Genomic DNA, 24,440 nt, shown 5'->3' on the forward strand with positions numbered 1-24,440 from the left:
TGGCGCTTCCGGTGCGCGAAGAGAAGTATGTTACAGTTGCACGAGCTGTAGGATGCGGCGTTAAAGCAGCGCTGCCGAGTTTCGGCTAGAACTTCACCGCCAGTCGCGTGAAGGTGCCGTGTTGGGTGGCTTCATAGCGGAAGCCGCCGTCCGTGTAGTCGGTGTAGAGCGCCTTGTAGCCGAAAGACGAAGCGATCGTGTCCGTCCAGTTGTAGCCGACCGTCGTGGTACCCTGAAGCGTGATATCCGAGGAGACGCCGAAGCCGCCGACATCTGCCATGACGTCCATGAACCATTTGTTGTTGATGTCATAGTGCATAGTAAAACCGACAATCGGATCGACCCAGCTTTGCGAACCACTGCGGTCGACCGCCGGGAAGAACGCGGGATCGATGCTGAGTTTCACCTCATTGTGCTGGTACCGAAGGCCGCCGGTCGCGTAGAGCTGCATATTCTCGACGGTAAGAGGCAGCTCGTAACCAACAAGGGCCGTCGCGACGATCTGTTTCTGCTCGAAGTGAGCGGTTCCACCCAATGGACCGACATCGGCTTCGGTTGAAATCTTGGCCCACATGGCATCCGTGTAGAGAAGCCAGCTGTCACCGACCGCTTGAAACGATCCGGCGAACACGCCGTCGAGGTCCTCAAACACGTCCAGAGGCGAGACGTCGACAGCTGCGGCGGGAAGGTCACGCAAACCGATGTTGCCATTCAACCCCGCCAGCCAGCCGTCGAGCGTGATCTGGTATTTCCAGCCGGTATTGACGACAGCCGATACCGGCTCCGAAACGTCGGCTGCGCCCGCACGTGCCACAGCGAGAGCCAATGCCAGCCCGCAATAGGCAATTTTCATTTCAATCATCCGAGCCGTCTCCCCGTCTCACAGGCTCCGACAATTGCCAGAGTTATTCCCGCCATCACCCTATCCGATAAAACCGAAAACTTCCGTATGTTACCGTATCATCGGTCCCCTCGGACTATTGGCGCGACCACTTCTGCGACTCGCAGACCACCTTCATCACGCAGCCCTTGAGGGTGACCGTGTCGCCGGAGACACTGATGGTTCCGTTGTAGGTCTTCTTCGCATGGGGATCAGTAATCTTGCCGGAATAGCTGCCACCGCCTCCTTCGAACGCGCCGATCTTCTCGCCCGCATGCTTGCCGCTCTTGAGCGTTATACAAAATCCGCTGCCGCACGGCTGGATCGCGGCGGTGTCACCAAGCGTCGTCTTCCAGTTTCCGACAATCGGCTCGGCTGCGCTCGCAAGTCCGGTCGACATCAAAAGCGCGGTGATAGAGATCAGTATGGATTTCATAGCTACGTCCTCGCATGGCTGGCCCGCCAAAGGACCGATAGCCGAATGGATCACACGTACGCTGCCGACCGCAAGAAACCCGTCGTATGTTACTGTATCCTACATGGTGTCGGCCGGATTTTGTGTCATCTTCATGATGACTACGCGGATGTGCGAGAGCCCTCACGTCGCCGGGCCGGGAGCCGATGGAATGGAAAACTACACGGAGTTCGCCAAGCGCAAGTTTCCCGAGCAGGCCCTTGAAATCGAAGCGCTTGCCTCGAGAAATGAAAGCTTCCGAGAACTGTGCAACGACTTTTCCATCGCCGACCAGCTCGTACGGGAATGGGAGTCGTCGACGGCTCCGGAGCGAGACGAACGCCATGCCGAGGCGCTCGAACTCATGGATGGCCTCGGCAAGGAGATCCACATCATGCTTGACCTCGCCAGGGTCGTGCCATTCCCTCCCGCGAGATGAACGCGCGATCTCCGCATCATCGCGGCACTGCGGCGGCCTCTAGAAAGAAATTACATGGCTCGACTGATGGCGACCATTCTCATCTCCACGTTCGACTGATCGTGGGAAGCCATCGACACGTCGATGCCGCTATGCCGTAACCTACAGTAACATACGGAGGAAATGGCGTTGGTCGAGGTAAAGTGCGCCTTGTCAGAAATCCGCGAGGAGCAGTTTCACCACGCCCTCAGCCAGGGACGGAACTCATGAACCTCTACAAGCTCATTCAGCATTTTCAGAAACTCGCGACGGCCACGGTCCTACTGACGATGGTGGCCGCACCAATGCTCGCTCCGGCCCAGGCCGAAACCCGTCGTGGGGTGGCTGGCTGCGGAGCCAGAGGATGTGCGGCCGTTGGCAGTCGCGGCGCTGCCGTAGTCCGTCGCCCGCCCGTCATGAGCGGCGTCGTCATCGTCAACCCTCGCCGTTATTGGCCTGCGGGTGGTGCGATTGCGGCGGGAGCTGCCATCGGCTTCATAGCAGGCGCGGCGGCGGCATCGGTTGCTGGGACACCGCCTCAGTCTGGCATGTGTTGGTATTATACCGACAGCACCAAAAAGACGGGTTTCTGGGACGTCTGTCCGCGATAACACGCGAACAGCATAACTGTCTGTCGCATTGATAGCTACGGTCTTCATTCGGAACGCTTGATTGCGCATCGATGTGAGAATGCTAATGGGGATGACTTGCTTGTGTAACGCGTCGACTGCCGGACATATCCGGCGACTTCTTCCATGCCTTGTGCTTGTCGTACTCGCTGCTTGCGGCGGACACCCGAAAGACGTACTGAGCCCCGTTGCGGACACCGTGCCAGAGTCCAGCCGCGTCGACATGCTGATCGCGACGACGCGCGCCCGATCGACCGTCCCCGGCGAGATGTTCACGGGTGAACGCGCCCGAACGCCCTCCTTCGCACAGATGAGAGTCTCACTGCCCAAAGTCCGCAAGGAAGGCGACGTCGCCTGGCCAAAGAAGCTGCCTTCAAATCCGGAAACCGACTTCGCCACCCTGAAGGCCGACGAACTCAGCCTTGATGGCGCGAAAGGCTGGCTGAACGCCTCGGTTAGAAGAAACCCCGACCAAAGCGTCCTGGTCTTCATCCACGGCTTCAACAACCGCTTCGAAGACAGCGTCTACCGGTTCGCCCAGATCGTCTACGATTCCAATGTCCGCAGCACGCCGATCCTTGTGACATGGCCATCGCGCGGCAGCCTGCTCGCCTACGGTTATGACCGCGAGAGCACCAACTACACCCGCAACGCCCTTGAAACGCTCTTCCAGTATCTCGCTAAAGACAAAGAGGTAAAGGAAGTCAACGTGCTGGCCCACTCAATGGGCAACTGGCTGGCACTAGAGGCGCTCCGCCAGATGGCAATTCGCAATGACGGTCTTCCGGCGAAGTTCAAGAACGTCATGCTCGCCGCTCCCGATGTCGACATCGATGTCTTCCGCTCGCAGATCGACGATATGGGCGACCCGCATCCGAAGTTCACCCTGTTCGTCTCGAGTGACGATAAGGCGCTCGCATTCTCACGGCGGGTTTGGGGCGATATCCCGCGATTGGGGTCTATCGATCCCGAAAGCGCGCCCTACAAGGCTGAACTTGCCGACTACAAGATTTCTGTCATCGATCTGACGAGGATCAAGGTCAGCGACAATCTCAATCACAGCAAGTTCGCCGAATCCCCGGAAGTCGTCCAGCTCATCGGCGCACGGCTATCCCAAGGGCAGACGCTCACCGACAGCCGGGTTGGTCTTGGCGACACCATCCTGGCCGGAACAACTGGTGTGGCGGCCGCCGCCGGCAGTGCAGCGGGGCTGGTTCTTACGGCTCCAGTCGCCGTGCTTGACGCAGATACGCGGGGGAATTACGCCGATCATGTTGGCGGCCTGACCGGACAAGGCAGCGGAAGACAAAAGATTGCGGTCAAGAACTGCGCAGCAACGCCGACCGACCCGGCATGCAGGAAGCAGCGATAGCAGGAGGCGCCAGCATGAGTTCTATCATCCTTGGCCCGCTCGTCTGCATCTGCATGTTCCGAATGATCGCTGATCATCGGCAGTCTTGTCCGTAACCGCCTCCCAGACCATCACCTGGACGCCGAATCAAAGGACGTGATGCGCCTGTCGACGACAGTCGTCTGCACGTTGTTTGCCCTTGCCCTCGAGCAGCGGATTGATCGGCAAACAGTGTTCACAACAACGTCGAAGCCTAGTTGCGGACCTCCGCTGCCCGCTTGGGGGCTACCCTGCACTGCATGCAGCTCCTTTCGCGGACTGGCTGGCGGCTGGTGGCAGAGGGTCGACTTATCAGGCTTTCCGCGGCAGCCGGTTTAAGACCGAGCACGCAGCACGACGAGCGAACTTCGCTTTCCTTCACTAAGTTGTAGAGATCACGTCGACCGTCGTACCGTGATATCCATGTCCTTGAGACGGAGGGAGGGGCCTAATCCGCGTCTTCTATGAAACCCGCTTTACACCGGGCGGCTGCCATGTCCCTCCACCCGCCGGCAAGATGGACGGTGGCGTAGTCTTCGGCCAATACAGCCGCATCACGAGATAGATTTTACCATCCGGGGCAGGAAGCCAATTTGCCTCCTTGTCTGCACCGGGGCTGTCTTTCTGGACGTACAGCGTCAGCGAGCCGTCCACGTCCTTCTTCATCGCCGAAACCATCGGAGAGTTGATGAGGTAGCGGTTGATCGGATTCTTGACGAGGAGCTGGCTTTTACCGTCGTACATGGTCACGGACCAAAACGAATGCACCGGCGGCAACTGGCCGGGTGCGAAGGTGATGGTATACTTGTGCTTGCTACCATCCAGCGGTTCCCCGCTTACATCCGTTCTGGTGAAGGGATACATTGCTTCCGCGGCATCGTTGCCATAGAGGCCGGCCTTGGCAGCCCCCGCCCGCATCAGCCAATCGCCATTGTAGAAGGCCTCGTCACCAAGAAGCGCGCTGACGTTCCAGCCGTTGATCGGCTTGTTGCCACTGGCCAGCCATTTATTAATTTTATCGTCACCCTGCTTCATGCCTATCAGCAATTCGGCTTTGTGTTCGAGCGACAGATCCTTGAACGCGAGTGTCTTGCCAGGACCGATGCCGATCTTTGCAAGCTTGGTACGGATTGCTTCGTCCCTTGGTGTCTCCGGGACGAACTGCAGTGCCACGTCGAGATATTTGAAGAAGTTCTCCTTGATACCGGCAGTTGTGGCGGGTGCGAAGTCGATTGTCGGAGCGGCAGACGGAGCCTTTTGTTCAAGGAAGGCCGAAAGCGGTTGCGCCTTGTAGCCGGACTGCACCTTCTTCACATTCGGCATATCTTCAGCGTTGATAAGCTGTGTCCGAAAGTTGGCGAATACGAACGGGGTGGACGATCGGAAGACCTGTTTGATGCGCTCCGGCTTCTCTCCCTTCCAGTCAGGGGCGACCACGAGATAGGACCCCGGTTCGTTACCCGTGGCACGCGAGCCGATATAGCCAAAGTTATAGGTGTTGCCGTCAACCAATTGAACCGAGTAGTAGCGGTCCTTTTCGACTGCGGGGACCGAGATGACCATTGGTTCAGTGCGCAAATCCAGCCAGAGGAACGAGTATGGCGTGTCGCTGTTCGGCGTGATGATCGCCGTATCATCGGGACTGGCGACCGTATGCATGTTATAAATCTCGTTAAAGGGCGCCTTGAACTGCCCGGAATTCCTGTCCACGGCGAACTCATGCATGACCGCATAGTTCATCACGAGCGGCAGGCCGTAGATGAAGCCTTCTTCGGCGATATTCCTGGCCTCCAGTAGTCTGGGCCATTCGGCATTGTCCTGTGCGACAGCCGTGGTGGACTTCGCCATCGTCGCGAAGAGTGCGGCCATCGCGGCTGAGCGAAGCAGATCGCGTTTTGTAAGCAATTGAATGTCCTTTCGGTTCACAGTGCGCTAGCATGCGCAGTTAGCAGGATAAGTCAGGCGGCGGTCCACAATGATTGTACTGGACCCAAGTGCCGGATATGATCGCTCTCGATGTAGATGCGCGGTCGTTAGCGCCTATTTTGGAAACAGGAACGTCAACCCGAGACGGAAGCCGAGCCCTTCGGGACCGTTGTCTGGAGCGGCTGCCCAGTATCGAAGCCCCGCGGTTACACTGATTGGCTGCTTGTTCACCCTCACCAGCTTGGAAACTGTCAGATTGATGGGTACCGACCATTCCTTCGCCTTCCAGTCGAATGTGGATTCGGTGTTCAGCGCGAACGTCCATGCGGTTGGCGTTGTGTAAGAAAGAAAGGGCTGCACGAACGTGTTACTTATATCGTTGCGATCCTCGTTGCCCGCGAACGACCAGATATGGTTTGCCAGTGCGCCATAGGTCCAAGGGCCGTCCTGCTTTAGCGCGACAACTGTCGGCCCAGCGCCCCATTTCTCGCCACCAAGCAGATCGTCGGTTGCGGTCGGGATCAGGAAGACGGGACCTGCGCCCCAGATGAGACCGCCCTCGGTTGGTTTGGACGGCGACAGAAACAAACTTTGCACAACGTCGCCGAGACCGAACTGCGATCCGGATGGCCCGGCGATATCGTTCTGGTAGGTCAAGGGCAGGACGGTGCGGGAGATCAGGTTCCAGTCGGCGTTCAGTGAGATCGGAATCACGGGTTGGATGTTCAGCGTTGTCTTGTTACCATCAAGCGGGCCATAGCCGTGATCATGGTTCAACTGGAACGGAACGCTGATCAGCGACGCGATCGGGTTCGAAAGCTTCTTGGCGAGATCAGCGCTGGAATCCTGACCGTAGGCTGTCGATCCCATGCCAAGCGTCGCTGCGACGGCGAGCGTCAGAGCTGCCTTTCGGTGCCGGATGCGGGAAGATGCGGTTGTGGCCAATTCCACTATGCTCCGTCTGATGTCGAGGTTGACGGTGAACCAGTCTGGGCATCACCTCATGCGCCGGAGAATGACGGAAACCGCCGGGAAATAAACGTATGTTACTGTAGCATACGGCCTTCAAAGGCCGTCTGAGGCGTTGGAAGTCCTGAACTCAGCTTCGACGTCCGTCACGCTTGGTACTGGCAGTCCGGCGCGTCGAAGCGCTTCAATTATACGGATACTGTCCTTCGGTGGCAGGTTTCTCTTCCGGTTTTCGGCCACGATGTTGGGCAGATAGTCAGGGCGCATTTTCATGAATACCTCGCCCTCGCGCTTCGCCTCTGCCAACAGCCCCGCCTCAGAGTAGATGACCGCCGCCACGCCGTGGAAGAGTGGAAACTTCTTTAGGTCGGCTTTGCGGATCAGCCGCACCGCTTTGTCATGATCCTCAAGCATGCAGGCGATCAGGGCACGCGTGCCGAAGTAATATCCCGCTCCGCCGGGGTTGAGTTTGATCGCACGATCCAGCAGTTCCGCGCCACGCTCCCATTGCCCCGAGAACGCGACGCGCGTTCCGAGCTCGCCGAGAAACTCCGTGTCGTTTGGATTGGTGGCGAGCGCCTCCTCGCCAACCTCGAATGCCTCCTTCGTCTCGTTGTTGAAGAACAGGGCCGCCATGAGCGCCTGAAGGGCGCGCGTGTTACCCGGCTCAAGCGAGACTGCCCGGCGTGCCGAACCGAGCGCGCGCTCCATCGCGGACCCCTTGTCACCCTGGGGATTGAACTCGAACCGGCCTTCATCGAGTTGGATGATCGAGAGCATTGACCACGCCGTCGCGTAGGCAGGGAAACGGGTGACCGCGCGTTCCAAGCAGTCGCGGGCCGCCAGATGCGCTTCCGGGTTCAGCTCCTCGCGGTATGCGTAGAAGCGCAGCGTGCAGTCATGGACGCCAACATCGTCTGGTGGCGGGTTGGCCGCCAATGATTTCGCGATGATGCCGTATGGTTGGGCGATCGCGGTCGCTACTTTGCTGGCAACGTCGGACTGGATGGCGAAGGATTCATGTGTGTCCAGATCGTCGTCGTAGTTCTGCGACCACAGGATGGATCCGTTGGAGGTATCGACGAGGCGCACCGTCACGCGGACCTTGTTCCCTGCAATGCGGACCCCTCCTGCGAGAAGGTAATGCGCGCCCAGTCCGTCGCGCACCTGCGATGCTGCGACGCCGGGAGACAATGCCTTCGACGTCTCGCGACCGAAGACCGTGATCTCTTTGAAGCGGGGAAGGGCGGTGAGAAGCTCCTCAGTCAGCCCGGCCGCATAGCGTGCAGCCGGCAGGCTATCTCCCATATTCGCGAATGGGGCGATCACCAGCATCGGCTCGTGCGGAAACTGCCCCACGGACCGACCGGTGTCGGGCCCCCTCAGAACGCCCGCGTAATATCCAAGCCCCGCGCAGAGGAACGCCACGAAAAAGGCCAGCACGGACCAGCCGAGCCGCCGCCATGCGAAAGTTCGGCCTGCATTCCGGGCTTCGTTCGGCTCGTTTTCGGCCACTTCCGTCGGCGCATCATTCCAGGTGAAGCTCGGCACGTAGCCGCCTTTGGGGATATCAATGCGGATCGGATCGTTCTGCCCGGCAACGAGATAGTAACGTTCGATGTGCCGGCGCAACCGTCCGGCTTCGATCCGCACGACTGGATCGTCCTGAGAAAACCCCGCGTTTCTGCCGAACACTTCGATGGCGACAGAATAGGCTTTGAGACGGTGCGCCCGGCCAGCGAGTGCTTCCTCGGTGATATATTTTAGGAAGGCTGCGCCGCGTCCTCCGCTGGGAAACTCCCGGCTGGAAAGAATTCGCTCAAGCTGTGCCCTGACCTCATCTTGGGTCGGACAGGGGCGCTCCGCCCGCTCAACCGGCGGCGACACTGAGGTCTGCATTTTGCATTTCCCCCACCCGTCACAGAATAGGCCGACGGTTATTGCTTTTATTGAAAAAGTCCAGGATGCAATCTACCTCCCGAAGAGGATTTCGTCCACACTTGAAGTAGGCTTTTCAGTAAGCGGTGTCCATCTTACACGGGCCATCGTACATCATCAGAAAGTCGGCTGTAGCTTCCAACCCCGAGATTTCGCACACTCTTCAAGCTTATTGGCAAATTGTCATTTCCAGCGCTGGGATTGTTCGTATTGCTTATCTGTTTCTCAGGTGTGGGCGTGTTTGAAAAAACGTATTACTTTTGGCGACAGGGAAATGGCTCGAGCTCAGCAAAGCATCTAACAATGCAAATAATCGGGAGTTGGAAACGACCGTGAGACTCGCGATCATACGACGAATGACGTGGCCATCAATCTAGTCGTGACGGGTCGAATAGCGCCATGCAATAGGCGTAGCATCATAAGCGTGGCTGGTAGGGCTGGTAACGGGACCTAGATTGATGGCTCCGAGAGCTTTCAGTTTAATGCGAATAGTAGGATCTACAAAATCTTCAGCACCAAACACCAGTATCCGGGCGCCATCGATAAGCGCCGCCATTTCCCCAAACGCAGTCATTATTGATAGATCAGCATTTCCAGTTTTCTGCACCATCCCACCAGTCGTGAAAGCTATGTTATAGGAATCTCGAACATCGCCCCCAAAAGATGCAGACCCCTTCGCGAGTAACGTTTGAGATGTGGCTGTAAAAGTGCCTTCCCGTTAGACACGCGCGGGATTCAACGGTTCCTGTGTCTCTGCCACATCCTTTGCCTTCTGATAGCTTTCGACGAGGAGTTGATAGGGCGGGAATATCAACGTGTAGATATTAGCCCATTCCAGAGCATCCTCCCGATGCCAAGTTTTTGGATTTCAGACGCAACCGCCCCCGTGTACATCGGGATGACACCCGCCTTAACAACTCGCGCAAACGTGATTTCCTGGGCCATCTATGAATAGGTATCCGAGGCATCCACGACTGCGAAAACCTTGTACTTTCATGGACTGCACTGATGGCGGGAAATGCCATGCTAACACTGGTGATCGTCCCGACAATAATAAGTGTTTGACGCCCTTTGCTTTTACTGCGGCAACAAAATCGGGATTATCCCATGCGTTGATCTCACCTTTGCGAGCGACGTTTCGCATGAGGCGCACTCTCATGAATTTCTGGGATGAGAGGCCCATTGGGTCCCCGCGGCAATCAACACATAAAATGGCTGGATCATTCCAGCAATTTGAATCTAAAGCTCGATAGGTACTGTCACCACGATCTTCAGGCCCGGATTGTTGTCGCGTTCTTCCATCTCTCCACCAAGCCCCAGCACAATGGCATTGAGCATTTTGCTGCCAAAGCCAGTCCTGTTGCGTGTTTTGCCCGAACCATTATCTGCCACCACCAGACGGACTTGATTGAAATGCTGATCGAGCGTTACACTTGTTGGTCCGGGAGCGCCATCATAAGCATATTTATTGGCATTGGTGACGAGCTCCGAATAGACCAGTCCGATATTGATCGCTCGGTCGGCATTGATCAGGACATGTGAAAGCTTGCTGGTATGGTGGCTGCGCCATTCCTCGCCCATCGACAGAAAGAGTTCGTGGGATAGTTCATCGAGATAACGGGCAAGATCGACCGATCCGACATAGCTGTCGGAATAAAGACGGCGGTGCACGAGCGCCACGGCAGCGATACGGCTGCGTGCATCGGTGAGATACTGCACGATCAACGGGTCGTCGGTTTCGCGCATCTGCATGCCGAGAAATGTCGAGACAAGCTGAAGGCTGTTCTGCACCCGATGATTGATTTCCTTCATCAGAAAATCTTTCTGTTCCAGAAGTTTGTCCTGTCGCTCCAGAGTTCTCTGCAATTCGCGGTTCAGTCTGTCGATCCGGCGGCGTTGATAGGCTTCATGAATGACGCGGCCGATCCGCTGCATCGCGTCAACCTTGTTGAAGTTCCAGTAGCGCGACCGACCGCGCACCTCTTCTGACCATGCTTCAAATGATGCGCGTGGCGTCAATGGTGCAGAGGCGGAACTGGATATATCCTTATGCGGGTTTCCGGCCCATTCAACGATCTGCACTTTTTCAGCGCGCGACCAGACGAGAAACACATCCTCATCCAGATGCAGCTTGAGCACTGCAATGCCGCTGGCAAGCGGTATGATATGCGCGGGAAGTTCTTTCTGACGACCAAATTCATGAGAATGGAAAAGCCCATCCTTGAACTTGTTCTGCATTATGCCGAGGATGGTACGAAGATCGGAAATGTTCGGCGACGTTCCAGATTTTGCGATCAGCTTGTCGTTTGAAACAACAGCAAAGCCATCTGCGAGCATCGTCTGGCGCAGGATCTCAGCGGTTTCGGTGAAGCGTTCCTCCAATGGTGCTTTTATTAGCAGCGCTTCGACCAGCCGGTCTTCATGCGAGCGAAGTCTGAGACGCTCACGAGCGTTCTCAGCCTCGTCTTTCGACTTGATCTGTCGGGCAAGGCTTGCAGCCAGTGCACGTGCAGCAGCGCGGGTCGCAAAGGGCATGGCGAGTGGCGTTGCGTTGTGGCAGGCAATCAGCCCCCAAAGAACCCCATCCTTGATGATCGAAACCGATGCACTCGCAGCCACTCCCATATTCTGAAGATATTGCAGGTGAATGGGAGAGACGCTGCGCAATGCGACATCGCTCAGATCAAGCGGCTGTTGTGGCTCGTCCTCATACCATCTTAGCGGGGCAGATATGTATGAGGAATCCGGTATGACACGCACACGATTGCGCAAATAAAGCGCGCGTGCCTGTTTGGGTATATCGCTTGCTGGAAAATGATGATTGAGAAATGTCGGATAGTTGTCATTGCCGTCTTCAGCCAAGACCACGCCCGAGCCATCTTCAAGAAATTGATAGATCATAACACGGTCAAAGCCTGTCAGTTTGCTGAAAGCCACGACAGATTTCTGAAGGAGGGTCCGGACATCCGGTGCCGCCTCAAACTGATGGGCGACCGTTTCAAGGCCTGAAAGCGATTGCTCGGGTGTCACGAACGACCGCAATGCCGGTTCGATTTCAACGAGCAGATATTCATTCAGAATATGGCCGAGCAGATCAAAGGCTTCATCACCAATGATGAGTTTGCCAAGAATGATTTCATCAGCTCTTGGAGCTTCTGCAGCCATAGCCAGCACGTCAAACTGCAACAGATAATCGATGTGCTGACCGGGCCAAGCCTCGCCGAAATAGTTTTCGAGATGTCCGGCACCGCCGACGATCTGGCCACTGGTCAGTTTCGCAACCAGTAGCATGCCATGAGGTTGAATAGATCCGGGTATGTGTATTGGTTCGCGGTCGCAGGCAGTCTGATCAAGCGGGCTGTCTAGCGACATGGTTGAAAACCTTCTGATAATTGTACTCAAAGGCACCGAATGCGGCGATGGCTGCAAAAGTGCAACGCTCTTCATCGTCGTCATCGAAAGGCGTGATGTCGATTAGCTTAAGTGTCTGATGCCATGATCGTAAATTGTTGATTTGTCTGGCAAGATGCCGTGCACCGAACTCTCCGTTAAAGCCGAGTTTTATCACTTGATCCGCACGTTCCTGAGCGCGGATGGCGGAAGCCTCCAGCGCATAAAACGTTCCGATAATAGACGGCAAATCGACGGGCTCGGTTGTCCGCTTGAAGCGCAGTACATCTGAAATGAGGTCGCCGCCGAGATCGTCAATGTCACAGGCTAAGGTTGGTTCGAGCTTGCGTTCATTCCAATCTGGTACCAGCGCTTCGATATGGCTTGTTTCCAGCATCGATTCCAGAAGCAAACAGCTTGCGAGAGTGGCTTGCAAATAGCTTTTGTATGAAGCTTCCGATCCGAGCATGGCCAGATCGCTGCACAATAAATCAATCCGATTATGGTGAGGAGCGGTTGCCGACTTCAATCGCCAATACCGTCCTGACATCGTTTTTTGGAACATTAAGGAAATTCACTCCGCCTCAGAAAGGATCATATGCTTGAGCAATATTCAGGCGCATGTCTCCGCGCGCAATAACGCAGTGGGCGGCTCTTTGTTCCAATTAATTTAAGAGATAGCTGAAAATAAAGCCGCTTTACGCAGTACGCAAATTGCAAAAGCGACTGCTCAATGAAGGAAGCCAAGATAAGAGGTTGGGCGGCATGAAAGTCCCTACCGGAGCGGGGCAGTCCTCAAGCAGCTTCAAGCTCATGTATTTCTGCAAGTTCATCCTTAATCGCGGCAGCTTCCGTCTTAAGGTCATAGCTTGCTTGCATGTTCATCCAAAACTCCGGCGTAGTACGAAAGAATTTGGCAAGGCGCAATGCAGTATCAGGCGTCAAAGAGGTGTATTCTTTAGCCAAACGCTCGATACGAGTGCGCGGAACATTCAGTTCTTTGGCGAGTGCTCCGGCACTCATATTAAGCGGCACGAGATATTCTTCACGAAGGATTTCACCAGGATGAACCGGGGGTAAAATACTGAGTGTCATAGGAACCTCCTATAGGTGTCCAACCGAGGATCAGTGATAATCAACAATCTCGACCTGTTCAGCGCCTGCGTCTGTCCAAACGAAGCAAACGCGCCACTGGTCGTTAATTCTGATTGAATGCTGTCCCTGACGATCCCCTTTGAGTGCCTCAAGCCGATTGCCGGGAGGAGACCGAAGGTTGCCGGTGTTTGAATGCCGTCAGAACTTGTAAGCAATTCCTAGCGTTGCGGGCCGCTGAGTTGCTGGCTCTCTAAGAAACCTCGACTGACCTCTCAGAAAGTCTGGGCTACGCTGGCCTCCAGTCGCGTTAGATTGTTGGCTTTACGCCCATTTGCCCTACACCTTTAACCAGGCAAACAAAAGCCCCGACAGGTTGTTAGACCGAACCGGGTGGCGCACCGGTGGAGATCAGAAGACGGACGATGCGCAAAGTGATCATCTCACAATCATAATGCAAGACAATTTAAAAACCCCGGCAAGCGAGGGCCGACCGGGGTATGCGCACCAGGGTTTGCAAGCTGAGGGGCTCGGGATGATGCGCAGGTAAATCATCTCACAATCTCAGGAAAACACACTGTCACTGCCCATCATTCGGTGGCGCTTAGTCGTATCTAATTTCAGGAAAACACACTGAATATGCACCTTGGCGATACCCGCCTCTTGATTGAGGCAGGTCGAGAGCATGGACTATTACGAAACCAGATGGCGTATGTGTTGGCCACGGCGTACCACGAGATTGCGCGCACGATGAAGCCGATCAATGAGATGGGCATGCACCGGAGATGAAAAGCGTCAGTTTGGCGAGGTAGCAAAGAGGCGATTGCCTGAATTGCTTTCATCGTCCGGCTTTGAGATGGAGCGGGGGTAATCCTAGGGCAGTATGGTCACGGATAGGTACGGGCGAACGCTTGAGGCATTTTAGTCGAAGTGGTTGATGTCGGCTTGATTTTGATGGACGAACAGCTTGCCCGCCTTTGGTGGGGCAAGCCCGAACGATGGTGCATGAACTGAAATCCGAAGCCAAAACGCATTCCAACGCCAGCCGCCGCGTTAGTACCTTTTAAGCTTGCAACAACGGGAATGTTTAGTTTTGTGGAGCTTGCGGAGGCAGGGAAAAGCGCAGTGAAAGACCTAAACTGCGCGCCAGCCGAATTAGCGCAAAGCAGTGAAGGCTTTCGGTTTTAAGCCGCCGTCGACAAAGCGCGACAGTTAGGTCATTCAGTCGTCAATCGCCTTCATGGTGTCTTCACCATAAAATCGGCTCGAATTCACGTCGGACGACACACGCCACGCCTGCAAAACGTCATCGTTCGCGGGCTTCAATAGGTCGACGCGCGGCTCAATAAGCCAAGGCTTCCAATCCTTTTCGTCGAAAATGACAGGCATGCGCTTGTGAATGCGCTCCATAAAGCCATTAGCGCCGCAGGTGATGATTGTGCAACTTTGAATTTCGTCGCCTGTCGCTCTGTCTTTCCAGGTGTTGAACCACCCGGCAAAGGTTAAAGGCCTGCCGTCTTTGGCCGAAATAGACCACGGCTTGCCCCTCCCGGTGAGGCTTCATCTGTTCTTCGAGTACGTTGCGAGCCATATCATAAATGAAGATGCAATCCGGATCGTCGACTTGACTGGTTTCTTTATGGAACGGGTCATTGTCGGACGAACAAAAAGACGACTTCTGGCGCGCTGCATCCAAGCTATAAAGAGGCCCCCATGGGGGCCTTTCTTATTTCAGAATTATTCGCAACAACGCCTCAGCAATTGAATGCCTATATCTGATATACAGCCTTGGGATTCCGTATAGGTCATCATCGGGCTTGGAGCTCCTGCTTACTGTTGTCACCGCACTTTTATAACCAGCATCCCGCACCATTTCACGATGGATGGAGTTGTTGCCACCATATGGATAACAAAAATTCGTTACGGGCTCTCCAAGTATGTCCTCTAATTTGAGCTTGGATTCCGTGATCTGTCGCCGCGCTTCGTGATTATCCGTTTCAGGCAAAAGAACATGGTCGAGCGTATGAGCCCCGACTTCATGGCCTAACGCGTTCCAGTCCCGCAGTTGCGATACGTTCATGCAAGGCGTGTCCGGTATCCTTTCCTTGCGATCCCAAATATTGCTACCACCTATCTGATTGGCCACAAAATAGTTTGTCGCAGTGAATCCGCAATCCGCGAGAACCGGAGCGGCGTTATCGAGTGTGTTCACGAAGCCGTCATCAAATGTGATAACCACAACTTTGCCTTGCTCCTCGCCGCGCAAGTACGGCCAAGCATCACGAACGGATAGCCCCTTATAACCAAGATATTTGAGGCATAACATTTGCCGCCGAAAGCTATCTGGGTGGACGAATAGACCCTGATAAGGGGCCTTTCTCTGAGGCAATGCTGCTATCTGATGATAAAGAAGAACAGGGACGGACATGAAACCTCAATTGCACTAAAACTTGATACGTGACAATGAACGGAGAAGGTATAAAAGGTCAAAGCATTATGAAATGCTATATTGTCAATCTTGATCGCGCGCCAGAACGTATGGAGCGCATGGCGAGAATTTTAAAACTGCAATCCATTGATTTTGAACGTCTTGGCGCTATTGACGGCCGCTTATTTACTGATGATCAGATTGAAAAGTATCGAGCTCAACGCGAGCAGGGCAAGCCCATGACCGTGGGTGAGATTGCTTGCGCGGAGTCGCACATAGCAATTTTTAGGAGAATTGTTGAAAGCGCGGACGAATACGCAGTCGTGATGGAGGATGACTTACATTTATCCAGCGATGCTGGCATTTTCATAAATTCAACAGCGTGGATTCCCACAGGGGCTGATATTATCAAGTTGGAAACAGTGAATGAGCCTACTATCGTTGCGACAAAGGCGTTTAATCTAGACAACGATCGGAAGCTGGCCCGACTCGCCTTCAAGCATTGGGGCTCAGGTGCTTATGTGATCAGCAAAGCTGCCGCACGTAAAGCGCTACAAAACTACGTGGCCGGTTTGACACCTATTGATGATTATCTGTTTGACCCTACAGTCAATGATTTCTCGCTTTGGCAGATACAGCCAGCAATCGCTATACAAGACATAATTCTGATTAATGGAGCTACTCCACAAGCTGGGTATTTAGCGAGTGGCATGGAAAATGGACGGAAAGTAGCTTCGATTGCGAAAAGCAAGAAAGTGGGAGCTATGGCGCGCATTAAACGAGAATCATTGCGCTTTGTACGGAAAACCCGGCGTAGGCTCACTACCTTATGGGGCATCAGGGTGTCTCGGAACATTGAGCGGACAGTTATCAGCTACAGGGCCGATTAAAGCAGCCTTCATCGACCCGCCTAGGCTGTCTAAGACGATGCGTTCTTGTGGCGCTGGAACTAGCGTCCTCCCCCGATTTTACGATAACCGAAAATCCGATCAATATTCAGTACAGCCGCCTACGGGCGGTTTTTTCTTTTTGAAACGTACATCATGGACGAACTGCGGGCATATAACTCGTCGTTGCGAGACTGGCTTGCCCAAAAGCTTATGGATGACGCTCGTGGCGGCAGTACGTGGGGCAAGGTTGTGGAAGGCGCAACTGCTCGCATCCGATCTTCGTAGGCATACATGAACGACCTCCTTGATAGTCCAAGTTTTCGTCCGCACCCCCTCCATCAGTTCTCAGCGGCAATCAACATCCGGAAGGCTATTTCAAGAGCTCCAGCCTATGTCTGGTTCAATTGCAGCATTGTCGCCAGCAGCTGAGTGCCCATTTCCTGCACAGATGTGCGGATCGGTGCGCCCTGATTGCCGTAGATATCCCAGAATTGAACCGGGCAGGCGTCGGGGTTAAATGTCCCAGCCATTTCGGCATAGCGATCAGCAATAGCGCCTGGCTGGCCTTCAGCCGCGATTCCAGAAAGATCGCCTTTGATATCGGCTGCAAACACTGGCACGCCAGCACGCGAGAATTGTTCATTCATCGCCTGCATCGTCACGGTCTGACCGGTGCCGGTGGCCCCAGCAATTAGGCCATGACGGTTGGCAAGTTTAAGCGGCAAGGAAATCATGTTGCCAGATGTGGTATGTCCTATATCAATGTTCATGCTTCCCCCTACCCGATAAGTGTCCTGCCTAGAGCCCGACTGCCTTCCGCAGAGCATCATTCATACGCCCCTGCCAGCCTTTACCAGTGGCCTTGAAACGCTCGACAACATCTGGATCAAGACGGATCGTAACTGGCGTCTTGGTTCGTTCCAAGCGAGGCCTACCGCGAGCGGCAATCTCACGCTCGATTTTTTCAGCCATTTCTGGAAAAACTTCTTTGAATGGCTTTGCCTGAGAAAGCTCCTCCGTTGTAAGCGGACGCTCCATTTCAGGATCAGGCCCAATCAGTTTTCCAGTGGCATCATCTACCCACCAGCCATCAACATCCTGATGCACGCCACCGGCTGTGATAAGGGCTTTCATTTCCTGATCGTACGTCTCCCAGCGGCGATGCAGTTCTGCTTCGTCTTCAAGCGTGTCACCTAGATCTTTGGTTATGAAACTCGGCCAACGTTTAGCCATTGAGCAAGCTCCTTTCATCCTTACGTGCTGCTCGCATCGTTTCCTCGGTGGCTCCAGTTCTTCCTTCCGTAGGTGCTACGGCTCCTGCTACAAAGCCAAGGATTTTGCAAAAGCGTGCAAGGCACTCAACCTCAAGCACATCCGCACAAAACTCTATACCCCAAAAACCAACGGTAAGGCCGAGCGTTTCATTCAGACCGCATTACGGGAGTGGGCATATGCTCGCGCATATTCATCCTCAGATATCCGCAAAGCATCTCTGCCAAACTGGACCCATATGTACAATTGGCATCGACCTCATGGTGGGCTAAAGTCAAAAACACCAATCAGTCGCCTCGGGCTTAATCCAGACAACCTGTTGACGCTCCACAGCTAGGGCAAATGCGATGCATCGAGAAACGTTAAGGGACCGTATATGTCTTGCGTAGCCTGCGGGGCGCAGCACCCCAGATAATCGGCGAAGTTATTTGTTTAAAGGGGTTCCTCCCAGTAAAGGGGAACTACCTAACCTAAACTATTGAAAAGAAGCACTTCCAGTAGCACGAGCACACTTCTGAGACCTCTATTGGCTCGCAAAATCAGGGAACGTTTGGCGCTGTAGCCGCTGGCTTTCAATCGTCCGGTCAAAATGACTTGTCTTGACCAGTTAGCTTCTGGCAAAAGTGGATCGGATCACATTCATTTTCAGCTGGAAGTATTGTCATGGCACGCAAACCCGCACTTTCGGTGGAGACATTAGCCGAACTTGGGACTGAGAAGCTTGCGCGACTGGTGTTGGACGAAGCCCTGGGTAACAGCGCATTTCGCAAATTGGTGTCTGCCGCGCTTGCAGGGCAGAAAGGCCCGGAGGCCGTCGCCAAAATCGTTGACAGGCGGCTTGGTGCGCTAGAAAAGGCGCGCAGTTTCATTGAATGGGAAAAGGTACGGCCATTTCGTGATGACCTGACAGCGACAGTAGCAACAATTTCAGGCGAACTGGGCGAAGCCGCTCCTCACATGGCTATTGACCGCCTGTTACGTTTCATCGCCACACATGAACAGGTATTCGAGCGGGTGGACGACTCTTCCGGACATATTCAGAATGTCTATTATCTGTCCATTGCGGCGCTTGGTGAACTTACGAAAAAGCTAAATGAGGACGAAGCATCTCTTTTGCCGGGCAGAATCATGTTGGCGCTGGGCAAAAGCAGCCATGGCTATCTGGTCAACGTGGCGCAACAGGTGGTTGAACACCTGCCGGAAGTAACGTTACGAAAATGGGATGCCGATTTGGCGGTGATGCAGCGGGAGCAGGAAGCGAAAGATGCCAAATCAACAGACCGGTACATCTTTTCCAATGCTTCTCAATATCGCGATGTCAGGCAACTTGTGGCCGACGGACTTGGCGATCTCGACGGATTGATTGCTCTTGAGGAAAAGAAGCATCCGAATTCGCAGGATACGGTCGGCATCGCTGGACGCCTTCTCGAAGCTGGCAGGGCAAAGGAGGCGCTCAACTGGATCAGGCGTCCGAATAATCCGGGCGTAAGGTATATGGATGCTGCCGATTTGGCCGACGGCTGGCTGCCACGAGATCCAACAGCCTCTCAGAGAACGAGCCTTGAGGCGAAAATATTGGAAGCTCTCGACGACAAGGAAGCCGCGCAGTCTTTGCGGTGGTCTGCGTTCAAGACGTCGCTCGATACAGCAATATTGAAGGAATATGTGGCTGTGTTGCCTGATTTCGAGGAATTTTCCGTCCTCGACCGCGCCTTTTCACATGCGGTGTCATCAAAGCACATCTACAATGCGCTGTCGTTTTTAATGGAATGGCCAAGGCTTGACCTTGCTGCACAGTTGATCATCGAGCATCAGGATGAATGGGACGGCCACCAATATTATATGCTGCCGCCGGTAGCGGATTCTTTACAGCACGATTATCCATTAGCGGCTGCGATCCTTTACCGCGCACTTCTTGACGATATTCTCGCACGGGCCCGTTCGAAAGCTTATCCACATGCGGCACGTTACCTCAAGAAGCTTGATGGTTTGGCACCAAAGTCGGATACAGAAGCCACGGCTATCAACGGCGTTATTTCACATTCTGATTACCGTGCTGACTTGCAAAAGCTTCATGGCCGTAAGTCCGGCTTTTGGACGATTGTGAAACAGGGTTGAAAAAGCAGTACCCTGTTGGTGACGGACTAATGACGAAAGTCAACGTAAGGCAGTCGTCTAACCAGACCGCTCACGTGAGCCATTCTCTCAGCTTTGACCAACGCCGCCTTCCGGCTGTATTCCTCACAGCCATGGCAATGGCCTTTTTCTGTCCGAGCAGGATAACGAGACGTTTTCCACGCGTGACACCAGTATAAATCAGGTTTCGTTGGAGCATGGCGTAGTGTTGGGTGAGAACCGGGATCACGACGACTGGATATTCCGATCCCTGTGATTTGTGGATCGTCGTCGCGTAGGCCAAAACAATCTGATCAAGCTCACCGAACAGGTAGGAGATAGAGCGCTCGTCGAACCCTATGATCATTTCGCCTGCGTCAATGTCGATGCCTTCGACATAGCCGATGTCGCCGTTATAGACCTCCTTGTCATAATCGTTTTCAATTTGCATCACCTTGTCACCTACGGCGAAGGTCATACCGAATTTTTCCACACGTGGCTCGCCATGCGGGTTTAAGGTCTTTTGAAGTTCGATGTTGAGCGAACGAGCACCGACGCCACCCCGGTTCATTGGGCAGAGCACCTGAATATCGCGCATTGGATCGACGCCGAACCGGCGGGGGATACGTTCTTTTACGATTTCCACCAATCGCGCTATGGCTGCATCCGGCGTGTCGGCAGGAATGAAGTAAAAATCTGTTTCATGATCGGATTTGGTGAGATCAGGAAGCTTTCCGGCATTGATGCGATGTTCACTCTGGATGATCTGACCTCCAGTCCGTCGTCGTTTGGCGAGGGCAGAGCGTAAAGCTCTGCCCTTCTATAATTTGAAGTTGCTATTCTGAACCGACAAGAGCTCTCAATCTGGTGATTACCCCAGTCAGACTAGCTCGTCTATTGTGACCCTGAGCGCTTCTGCAAGCTTTTTCAAAGCATCGAGCGAGCCTTCGCGAGCGCCGCTTTCAATTTGCGAGAGGTAGGGCGCGCTCATACCGGCAGCGTCGGCGAGTGCTTTAGCGCTCATTCCGCGAAAGTCACGCCAAACCTTAATTTTGTTCTCGCCGTCGATCATGCGGTTGACGTACTCGGACGGGATCAATTCTTCGTCGCCAGCGGACAGTTTTGCGCGGAACTTGCGACCAGCTTCAATGTCTTCGCGATCTTCAAAAGCTTCGAGCAGCTTGTCATAGTCGGCCTTGGGAAGGACTGCCATTTCCTCCCCCTGTGGTGTATTGATGATTTGAACGTTCATTTCCGTTCTCCCTTATTCGTAAGCGCCGCCACGCGGCGCTATCTTTATAATCTCTAGAATGTAGCCATCTTCCGTGAAGATGATGCGCCAGTCACCGACCCGCAGGCGCATCAAGCCTTCCCCGCCCTTAAGCGTTTTAAGGTTATTAGTCAGGCTAGTAGGATCGTTGGAGTACTGTTCGATTTTCGACCGGATCAGCTTCGCCGTGTTGGGTGGCATCTTTATCAAGGTCGTAGTTGCTTCGCGGGAATAGCTGATCTGTTTCATGAATAGATATTAGCAATAAGCTAAATAAATTACAAGAACAAAATTAGCTATCAGCAAAGCAAAAACATCGATTGCGCCGTATCCCGACTGGCTTGTCTGGGTACATTTCCGTTACGGTAAGTTTATAACCGATGGCTCTTTGTGATCCATAATAATCACTTCCGATACGGATTTTCCTTCTCCACCAGCAATCGTGTAGGTCAGCGGCACTTCACAAATCCGGAAACTTGAGAATACTTCGCGAACTTCCGGACGATCATTCAACGATACGATGAATCTACCTTTGATTGAACCGAGCTTATCGAACTCGTCGGAACACTCCAGGCAGAAACTGGACGTTCGCCCGAACGCGTGATGATACTCGCTGCTCTTGATCATTATTACGAGAACAGCGCTAAGGCCAAGCCATCAGGGGAACAGGTTTTTCATGCCATCTCGCTCTTGAGAGAGTTTTTGTCTGAAAAAATGCTTCCGACTGCCAATGTTGCGTCTTTTGGTCCAATAAGGCAGCGAGAGTTTATGCAGTGGAGCCGTGAAAAGTTCGGACACAGCCCAGCATATATTGCTCGGAATTTGTCGGTGGCATCGGCTGCATTTCAGATTGGCAAAAAACTTCTGGTGGTAAAAGATAAGTTCGGCAACGAGCATGAAGTGCAGCTGCTTGATAACGCGCCTGACGTTGTGACACAAGCGAAGATGGTGGCCGAGTTTCTCAATCTACCCGAACCTCGCCCTCTTGACTGGATTCCAACCTTTGAAGAGTTTGGCCGCTTCATCAATAAGATTGGAAAGCCGCAAGAGAACCTCTTCCGATTCGTGATCTTATCGCTCAACACATGGGCTCGCCCTGAAACCAATATTGATTTCCGGGATACGCCAGAGGGGGTCAATAGGCGGTTTGGGGTTGTTGAACTTAATCCGCTTGTGCGCCGACAAACCAATAAATATCGGCCGAAGATACGGCTAACAGAGAACCTGCATGGGTGGCTTGATAAATGGAAAGCCGAAGAGGATACGGAGCCGGAGAAAAGATCACCTGACGCTATCGGCGCACCAATGATGTGGAATGGTCGGCCTGTCACGACGATGAAACGGACGTTCAAACGTCACGCTGAATATTGCGAGCTACAACAGTTTACTCAAGCCACAATTCGTCATTTCATGGCTACAATGGTTCGCCGCGAAAAGCCACGCGTGGATAAGGAACAACGCGATGTTTGGCTTGGTCATGACGAAGCCAGAACCGCAGATGCCTATGAAGCGTTTGATCCTGAGTATCTCGCTGACGCAATGCGGGCGACTGATTCAGTCATTGAAAAACTTCAAAAACACACACTGAAACCGCTATTTGCACCCAAGGCGCACCCAAGCGAGGAAATTTAGCAGAATTGTCCCGATGCCGACCATGTAAAAAAGTCTTATGTATCAGGTGATCGAATGGTGGGCGTAACAGGGATTGAACCTGTGACCCCTACAATGTCAATATATATCCCCTACCGGAAAAGCAGGGAATACGGGTAAGGGAGAGCTAAATATTAGCCCTCTCCGCACCCATGTTCATTTTGTGTTCTCCTTGGCAGGTTCACTTGAACCGGAGGGAACTACGTATATTCCCATATCCAAAGCCTCGGCAGCTTTACGCAAATGGGTAGGCGAATATCGGGCGTACACTCGACTGGTTATAGCAGAGTTTTTGTGGCCCAGGTACTGAGACACTTCTTCCATCGGGACGCCTGCTTCAATCATCCAGACAGCGGCGGTGTGTCGGAAAACATGCGCTGATATTCCATCTAACCCGGCCTTGTCTGCGGCTGTGGCAATTCCTTTCTTTAGGCTCTTTACCGGCTGTCCGGCCCAGTCGACCACATAGTCAGTCATCGCGCCCGTTCTGGCTTCTTTTAGAACGGCCAGCAACGTTGTGTTTATTGGCACAATTGCTCGACCTTTGCGACGGGCCGCGTCGCTTGGATCGCGCAGATAGATCAGCTTCCGTTCCAAATCCACACGATCCCACGTCAATTCGAGAATCGCTGTGACGCGCGCAGCAGTCGCAAGCATGAGGTGAAACGCTAAGCGCAGGTGAGGGGTTCTTGCCTCCGCCAGCATCTTCCGTGCTTCTTCCCGCGTCATATACCTGTTTTTTGGCTCTGGCTTCTTCGGGCGCTCAACAGGCGGGGCTTTGGCGATCAGCCCATTCTTTTCTCCCCAGACAAGCACCATTCGCAGATGGCCCGGCTCAGTGTGAATTGTGCCGTCTGCGATTCCTTTTTTGTGACGCTCGGCAGTGTGCGCTCTGCAATCTTCCTTTGTGATGCTTTCGCCATCACGATCCCCGAAGCGGTCCTTCAAAGCCTTCCAAGTATGTTTCATCGTGACGATGATTGCATGTCCTGCTTTATCAGTGACGTAAACGATAAGCTTGTCGAGATAGCGTCTCAGAAGGATGAGAAGTCAACCCCGATGACCATTGCATCAATCTCCCTGTGCTGCGCTCTGCATTCAAACCTGCAAGTGGGAGATCGCGCCGAAATCGAACTTCACGGCGTGACTACCTGTGGCGACGAGGTTGGCAACTTCGTTGTGAACGTAAAGCGCATCTAAGCATAACCCCAGGCGATGAGGAAACAGGCATGGCGGCGAAGACCAAAACAGAGCGTCGGAAGTTGAAGTTGCTGGAACAAGCTCAGGCAAAAGCCAAACAGTGGCAACCGAAAGAGGAAATCGTATTCATCAATGCCGACAATCCGTTCTAAAGTCGTGCGCACAAGGTAAGTACGGATAACCCGAAAAAGATCACTGCAGCTATGAATGCGAAGGAAAGTGCAATTTCCAGCATGGCGGCGCGTGGTCATCTGAGCGTTGCCCAGATCCGAGCAGCGAAGACATTCTGTTCACTATGGGAGGCCATTGGTGACGCAGGAGCCAAGGCTATCGATTATTCGCGAGCCAAGGTAGACGGAGGGAAAGCGGTGTTTCCCTATCACATTAACTAAGCGCGACAGGCTGTTCCGATAACTGCCACCGTGAGTTTGATCGCTTAAAAGCGCCAACAGCGGACATCACATCCGCCGAGCCGTTTCGTCCTTACCCG

The 24,440-nt window shown here is 53.8% G+C and carries 27 protein-coding genes and 3 pseudogenes; 12 read left to right on the forward strand and 18 right to left on the reverse strand.

What is annotated here, in order from left to right:
- Positions 1-85: 85 nt before the first annotated feature.
- Positions 86-862, reverse strand: a complete 777-nt coding sequence (locus tag CES85_RS07635) for a hypothetical protein (RefSeq protein ID WP_095445324.1) — start codon at positions 860-862, stop codon at positions 86-88.
- A 115-nt stretch (positions 863-977) separates the two neighbouring features.
- A complete protein-coding gene (locus tag CES85_RS07640) occupies positions 978-1,316 on the reverse strand; it encodes a DUF2147 domain-containing protein (RefSeq protein WP_095445325.1) in 339 nt (112 codons plus the stop codon).
- Between the two features lie 190 nt (positions 1,317-1,506).
- On the opposite strand from CES85_RS07640, the gene CES85_RS07645 reads away from it, so the two are divergent.
- From CES85_RS07645 to CES85_RS07655, 3 genes are all read left to right on the forward strand, one after another.
- Entirely contained in the window at positions 1,507-1,773 is a 267-nt protein-coding gene (locus tag CES85_RS07645) for a hypothetical protein (RefSeq protein WP_095445754.1), read from the forward strand.
- Between the two features lie 245 nt (positions 1,774-2,018).
- A complete protein-coding gene (locus CES85_RS07650) occupies positions 2,019-2,402 on the forward strand; it encodes a hypothetical protein (protein WP_095445326.1) in 384 nt (127 codons plus the stop codon).
- Positions 2,403-2,487: 85 nt separating this feature from the next.
- Positions 2,488-3,792 (forward strand): alpha/beta hydrolase, encoded by a 1,305-nt coding sequence (locus CES85_RS07655; protein ID WP_244923248.1) that lies wholly within the window; start codon positions 2,488-2,490, stop codon positions 3,790-3,792.
- A gap of 480 nt (positions 3,793-4,272) precedes the next feature.
- On the opposite strand, the gene CES85_RS07665 is transcribed toward CES85_RS07655, so the two are convergent.
- The 10 genes and pseudogenes from CES85_RS07665 to CES85_RS07715 form a co-directional block, all read right to left on the reverse strand.
- On the reverse strand, positions 4,273-5,715 hold the full coding sequence (locus tag CES85_RS07665; RefSeq protein ID WP_095445328.1) for a DUF1254 domain-containing protein: 1,443 nt from the start codon (positions 5,713-5,715) through the stop codon (positions 4,273-4,275).
- Positions 5,716-5,850: 135 nt separating this feature from the next.
- Positions 5,851-6,606 carry a transporter gene (locus CES85_RS07670; RefSeq protein ID WP_167388281.1) on the reverse strand — a complete coding sequence of 252 codons (756 nt, stop codon included), beginning with the start codon at positions 6,604-6,606 and terminating at the stop codon, positions 5,851-5,853.
- Positions 6,607-6,801: 195 nt separating this feature from the next.
- On the reverse strand, positions 6,802-8,604 hold the full coding sequence (locus CES85_RS07675) for an adenylate cyclase (RefSeq protein WP_095445329.1): 1,803 nt from the start codon (positions 8,602-8,604) through the stop codon (positions 6,802-6,804).
- Between the two features lie 412 nt (positions 8,605-9,016).
- Positions 9,017-9,217, reverse strand: a complete 201-nt coding sequence (locus CES85_RS07680; protein ID WP_095445330.1) for a hypothetical protein — start codon at positions 9,215-9,217, stop codon at positions 9,017-9,019.
- Positions 9,218-9,882: 665 nt separating this feature from the next.
- Positions 9,883-12,015 (reverse strand): histidine kinase dimerization/phosphoacceptor domain -containing protein, encoded by a 2,133-nt coding sequence (locus CES85_RS07690; RefSeq protein ID WP_208636266.1) that lies wholly within the window; start codon positions 12,013-12,015, stop codon positions 9,883-9,885.
- A complete protein-coding gene (locus CES85_RS07695) occupies positions 11,993-12,520 on the reverse strand; it encodes a heme oxygenase-like domain-containing protein (protein WP_157743426.1) in 528 nt (175 codons plus the stop codon). Before CES85_RS07695 ends, CES85_RS07690 begins: the two co-directional genes overlap by 23 nt.
- 308 nt (positions 12,521-12,828) lie before the next feature.
- Positions 12,829-13,128, reverse strand: a complete 300-nt coding sequence (locus CES85_RS07700) for a HigA family addiction module antitoxin (protein ID WP_095445333.1) — start codon at positions 13,126-13,128, stop codon at positions 12,829-12,831.
- A 30-nt stretch (positions 13,129-13,158) separates the two neighbouring features.
- Positions 13,159-13,308: pseudogene (locus CES85_RS07705) on the reverse strand (type II toxin-antitoxin system RelE/ParE family toxin); the annotation flags it as partial.
- 1,038 nt (positions 13,309-14,346) lie between these two features.
- Positions 14,347-14,658, reverse strand: a pseudogene (locus tag CES85_RS07710) (SOS response-associated peptidase family protein); the annotation flags it as partial.
- 193 nt (positions 14,659-14,851) lie between these two features.
- Entirely contained in the window at positions 14,852-15,553 is a 702-nt protein-coding gene (locus CES85_RS07715; protein ID WP_095445335.1) for a polysaccharide deacetylase family protein, read from the reverse strand.
- A gap of 35 nt (positions 15,554-15,588) precedes the next feature.
- On the opposite strand from CES85_RS07715, the gene CES85_RS07720 reads away from it, so the two are divergent.
- Positions 15,589-16,443: a glycosyltransferase family 25 protein gene (locus CES85_RS07720; protein ID WP_095445336.1), complete on the forward strand. Its 855-nt coding sequence runs from the start codon at positions 15,589-15,591 to the stop codon at positions 16,441-16,443.
- A 153-nt stretch (positions 16,444-16,596) separates the two neighbouring features.
- Positions 16,597-16,728: a hypothetical protein gene (locus CES85_RS28090; protein ID WP_280523372.1), complete on the forward strand. Its 132-nt coding sequence runs from the start codon at positions 16,597-16,599 to the stop codon at positions 16,726-16,728.
- 104 nt (positions 16,729-16,832) lie between these two features.
- Here the strand turns inward: CES85_RS28090 and CES85_RS07725 are convergent, their stop codons facing one another.
- Positions 16,833-17,213: a helicase HerA-like domain-containing protein gene (locus tag CES85_RS07725; protein WP_095445337.1), complete on the reverse strand. Its 381-nt coding sequence runs from the start codon at positions 17,211-17,213 to the stop codon at positions 16,833-16,835.
- A 28-nt stretch (positions 17,214-17,241) separates the two neighbouring features.
- Entirely contained in the window at positions 17,242-17,481 is a 240-nt protein-coding gene (locus tag CES85_RS27755) for a BrnA antitoxin family protein (RefSeq protein ID WP_244923249.1), read from the reverse strand.
- A gap of 274 nt (positions 17,482-17,755) precedes the next feature.
- Between CES85_RS27755 and CES85_RS07735 the strand changes: the two are divergent.
- Together CES85_RS07735 and CES85_RS07740 are read left to right on the forward strand one after the other, a co-directional pair.
- Positions 17,756-18,052, forward strand: a pseudogene (locus CES85_RS07735) (integrase core domain-containing protein); the annotation flags it as partial.
- Positions 18,053-18,378: 326 nt separating this feature from the next.
- Positions 18,379-19,833, forward strand: coding sequence for a DUF6880 family protein (locus CES85_RS07740; protein WP_095445339.1), 1,455 nt, complete (start codon positions 18,379-18,381; stop codon positions 19,831-19,833).
- Positions 19,834-19,903: 70 nt separating this feature from the next.
- Here CES85_RS07740 and CES85_RS07745 read toward each other — a convergent pair whose 3' ends face one another.
- On the reverse strand, positions 19,904-20,428 hold the full coding sequence (locus CES85_RS07745) for an ATP-dependent DNA helicase (protein ID WP_342352142.1): 525 nt from the start codon (positions 20,426-20,428) through the stop codon (positions 19,904-19,906).
- Here CES85_RS07745 and CES85_RS27760 point away from each other — a divergent pair.
- Positions 20,354-20,638 carry a hypothetical protein gene (locus tag CES85_RS27760; RefSeq protein WP_244923259.1) on the forward strand — a complete coding sequence of 95 codons (285 nt, stop codon included), beginning with the start codon at positions 20,354-20,356 and terminating at the stop codon, positions 20,636-20,638. The genes CES85_RS07745 and CES85_RS27760 overlap by 75 nt on opposite strands.
- Before the next feature lie 72 nt (positions 20,639-20,710).
- Here CES85_RS27760 and CES85_RS07750 read toward each other — a convergent pair whose 3' ends face one another.
- Both CES85_RS07750 and CES85_RS07755 read right to left on the reverse strand, forming a co-directional pair.
- Positions 20,711-21,082 (reverse strand): helix-turn-helix domain-containing protein, encoded by a 372-nt coding sequence (locus tag CES85_RS07750; protein WP_095445341.1) that lies wholly within the window; start codon positions 21,080-21,082, stop codon positions 20,711-20,713.
- A 12-nt stretch (positions 21,083-21,094) separates the two neighbouring features.
- Positions 21,095-21,349 carry a type II toxin-antitoxin system RelE family toxin gene (locus CES85_RS07755; RefSeq protein ID WP_167388257.1) on the reverse strand — a complete coding sequence of 85 codons (255 nt, stop codon included), beginning with the start codon at positions 21,347-21,349 and terminating at the stop codon, positions 21,095-21,097.
- 579 nt (positions 21,350-21,928) lie between these two features.
- On the opposite strand from CES85_RS07755, the gene CES85_RS07760 reads away from it, so the two are divergent.
- A complete protein-coding gene (locus CES85_RS07760; protein ID WP_157743427.1) occupies positions 21,929-22,732 on the forward strand; it encodes a site-specific integrase in 804 nt (267 codons plus the stop codon).
- A gap of 174 nt (positions 22,733-22,906) precedes the next feature.
- Here CES85_RS07760 and CES85_RS07765 read toward each other — a convergent pair whose 3' ends face one another.
- The gene (locus tag CES85_RS07765; protein WP_157743428.1) at positions 22,907-23,569 is read right to left on the reverse strand and encodes a tyrosine-type recombinase/integrase; all 663 of its coding nucleotides are present in this window, start codon (positions 23,567-23,569) and stop codon (positions 22,907-22,909) included.
- 6 nt (positions 23,570-23,575) lie between these two features.
- On the opposite strand from CES85_RS07765, the gene CES85_RS27100 reads away from it, so the two are divergent.
- From CES85_RS27100 to CES85_RS07770, 3 genes are read left to right on the forward strand one after another with little or no spacing between them, the layout of a single operon-like run.
- On the forward strand, positions 23,576-23,950 hold the full coding sequence (locus CES85_RS27100; protein ID WP_167388258.1) for a hypothetical protein: 375 nt from the start codon (positions 23,576-23,578) through the stop codon (positions 23,948-23,950).
- A 29-nt stretch (positions 23,951-23,979) separates the two neighbouring features.
- Entirely contained in the window at positions 23,980-24,102 is a 123-nt protein-coding gene (locus tag CES85_RS28095) for a hypothetical protein (protein WP_280523373.1), read from the forward strand.
- Between the two features lie 51 nt (positions 24,103-24,153).
- Positions 24,154-24,342, forward strand: coding sequence for a hypothetical protein (locus CES85_RS07770; protein WP_095445344.1), 189 nt, complete (start codon positions 24,154-24,156; stop codon positions 24,340-24,342).
- The last annotated feature ends 98 nt before the right edge of the window (positions 24,343-24,440 follow it).

Origin of the sequence: Ochrobactrum quorumnocens (genome assembly GCF_002278035.1) — a bacterium.
Lineage (GTDB): Bacteria > Pseudomonadota > Alphaproteobacteria > Rhizobiales > Rhizobiaceae > Brucella > Brucella quorumnocens.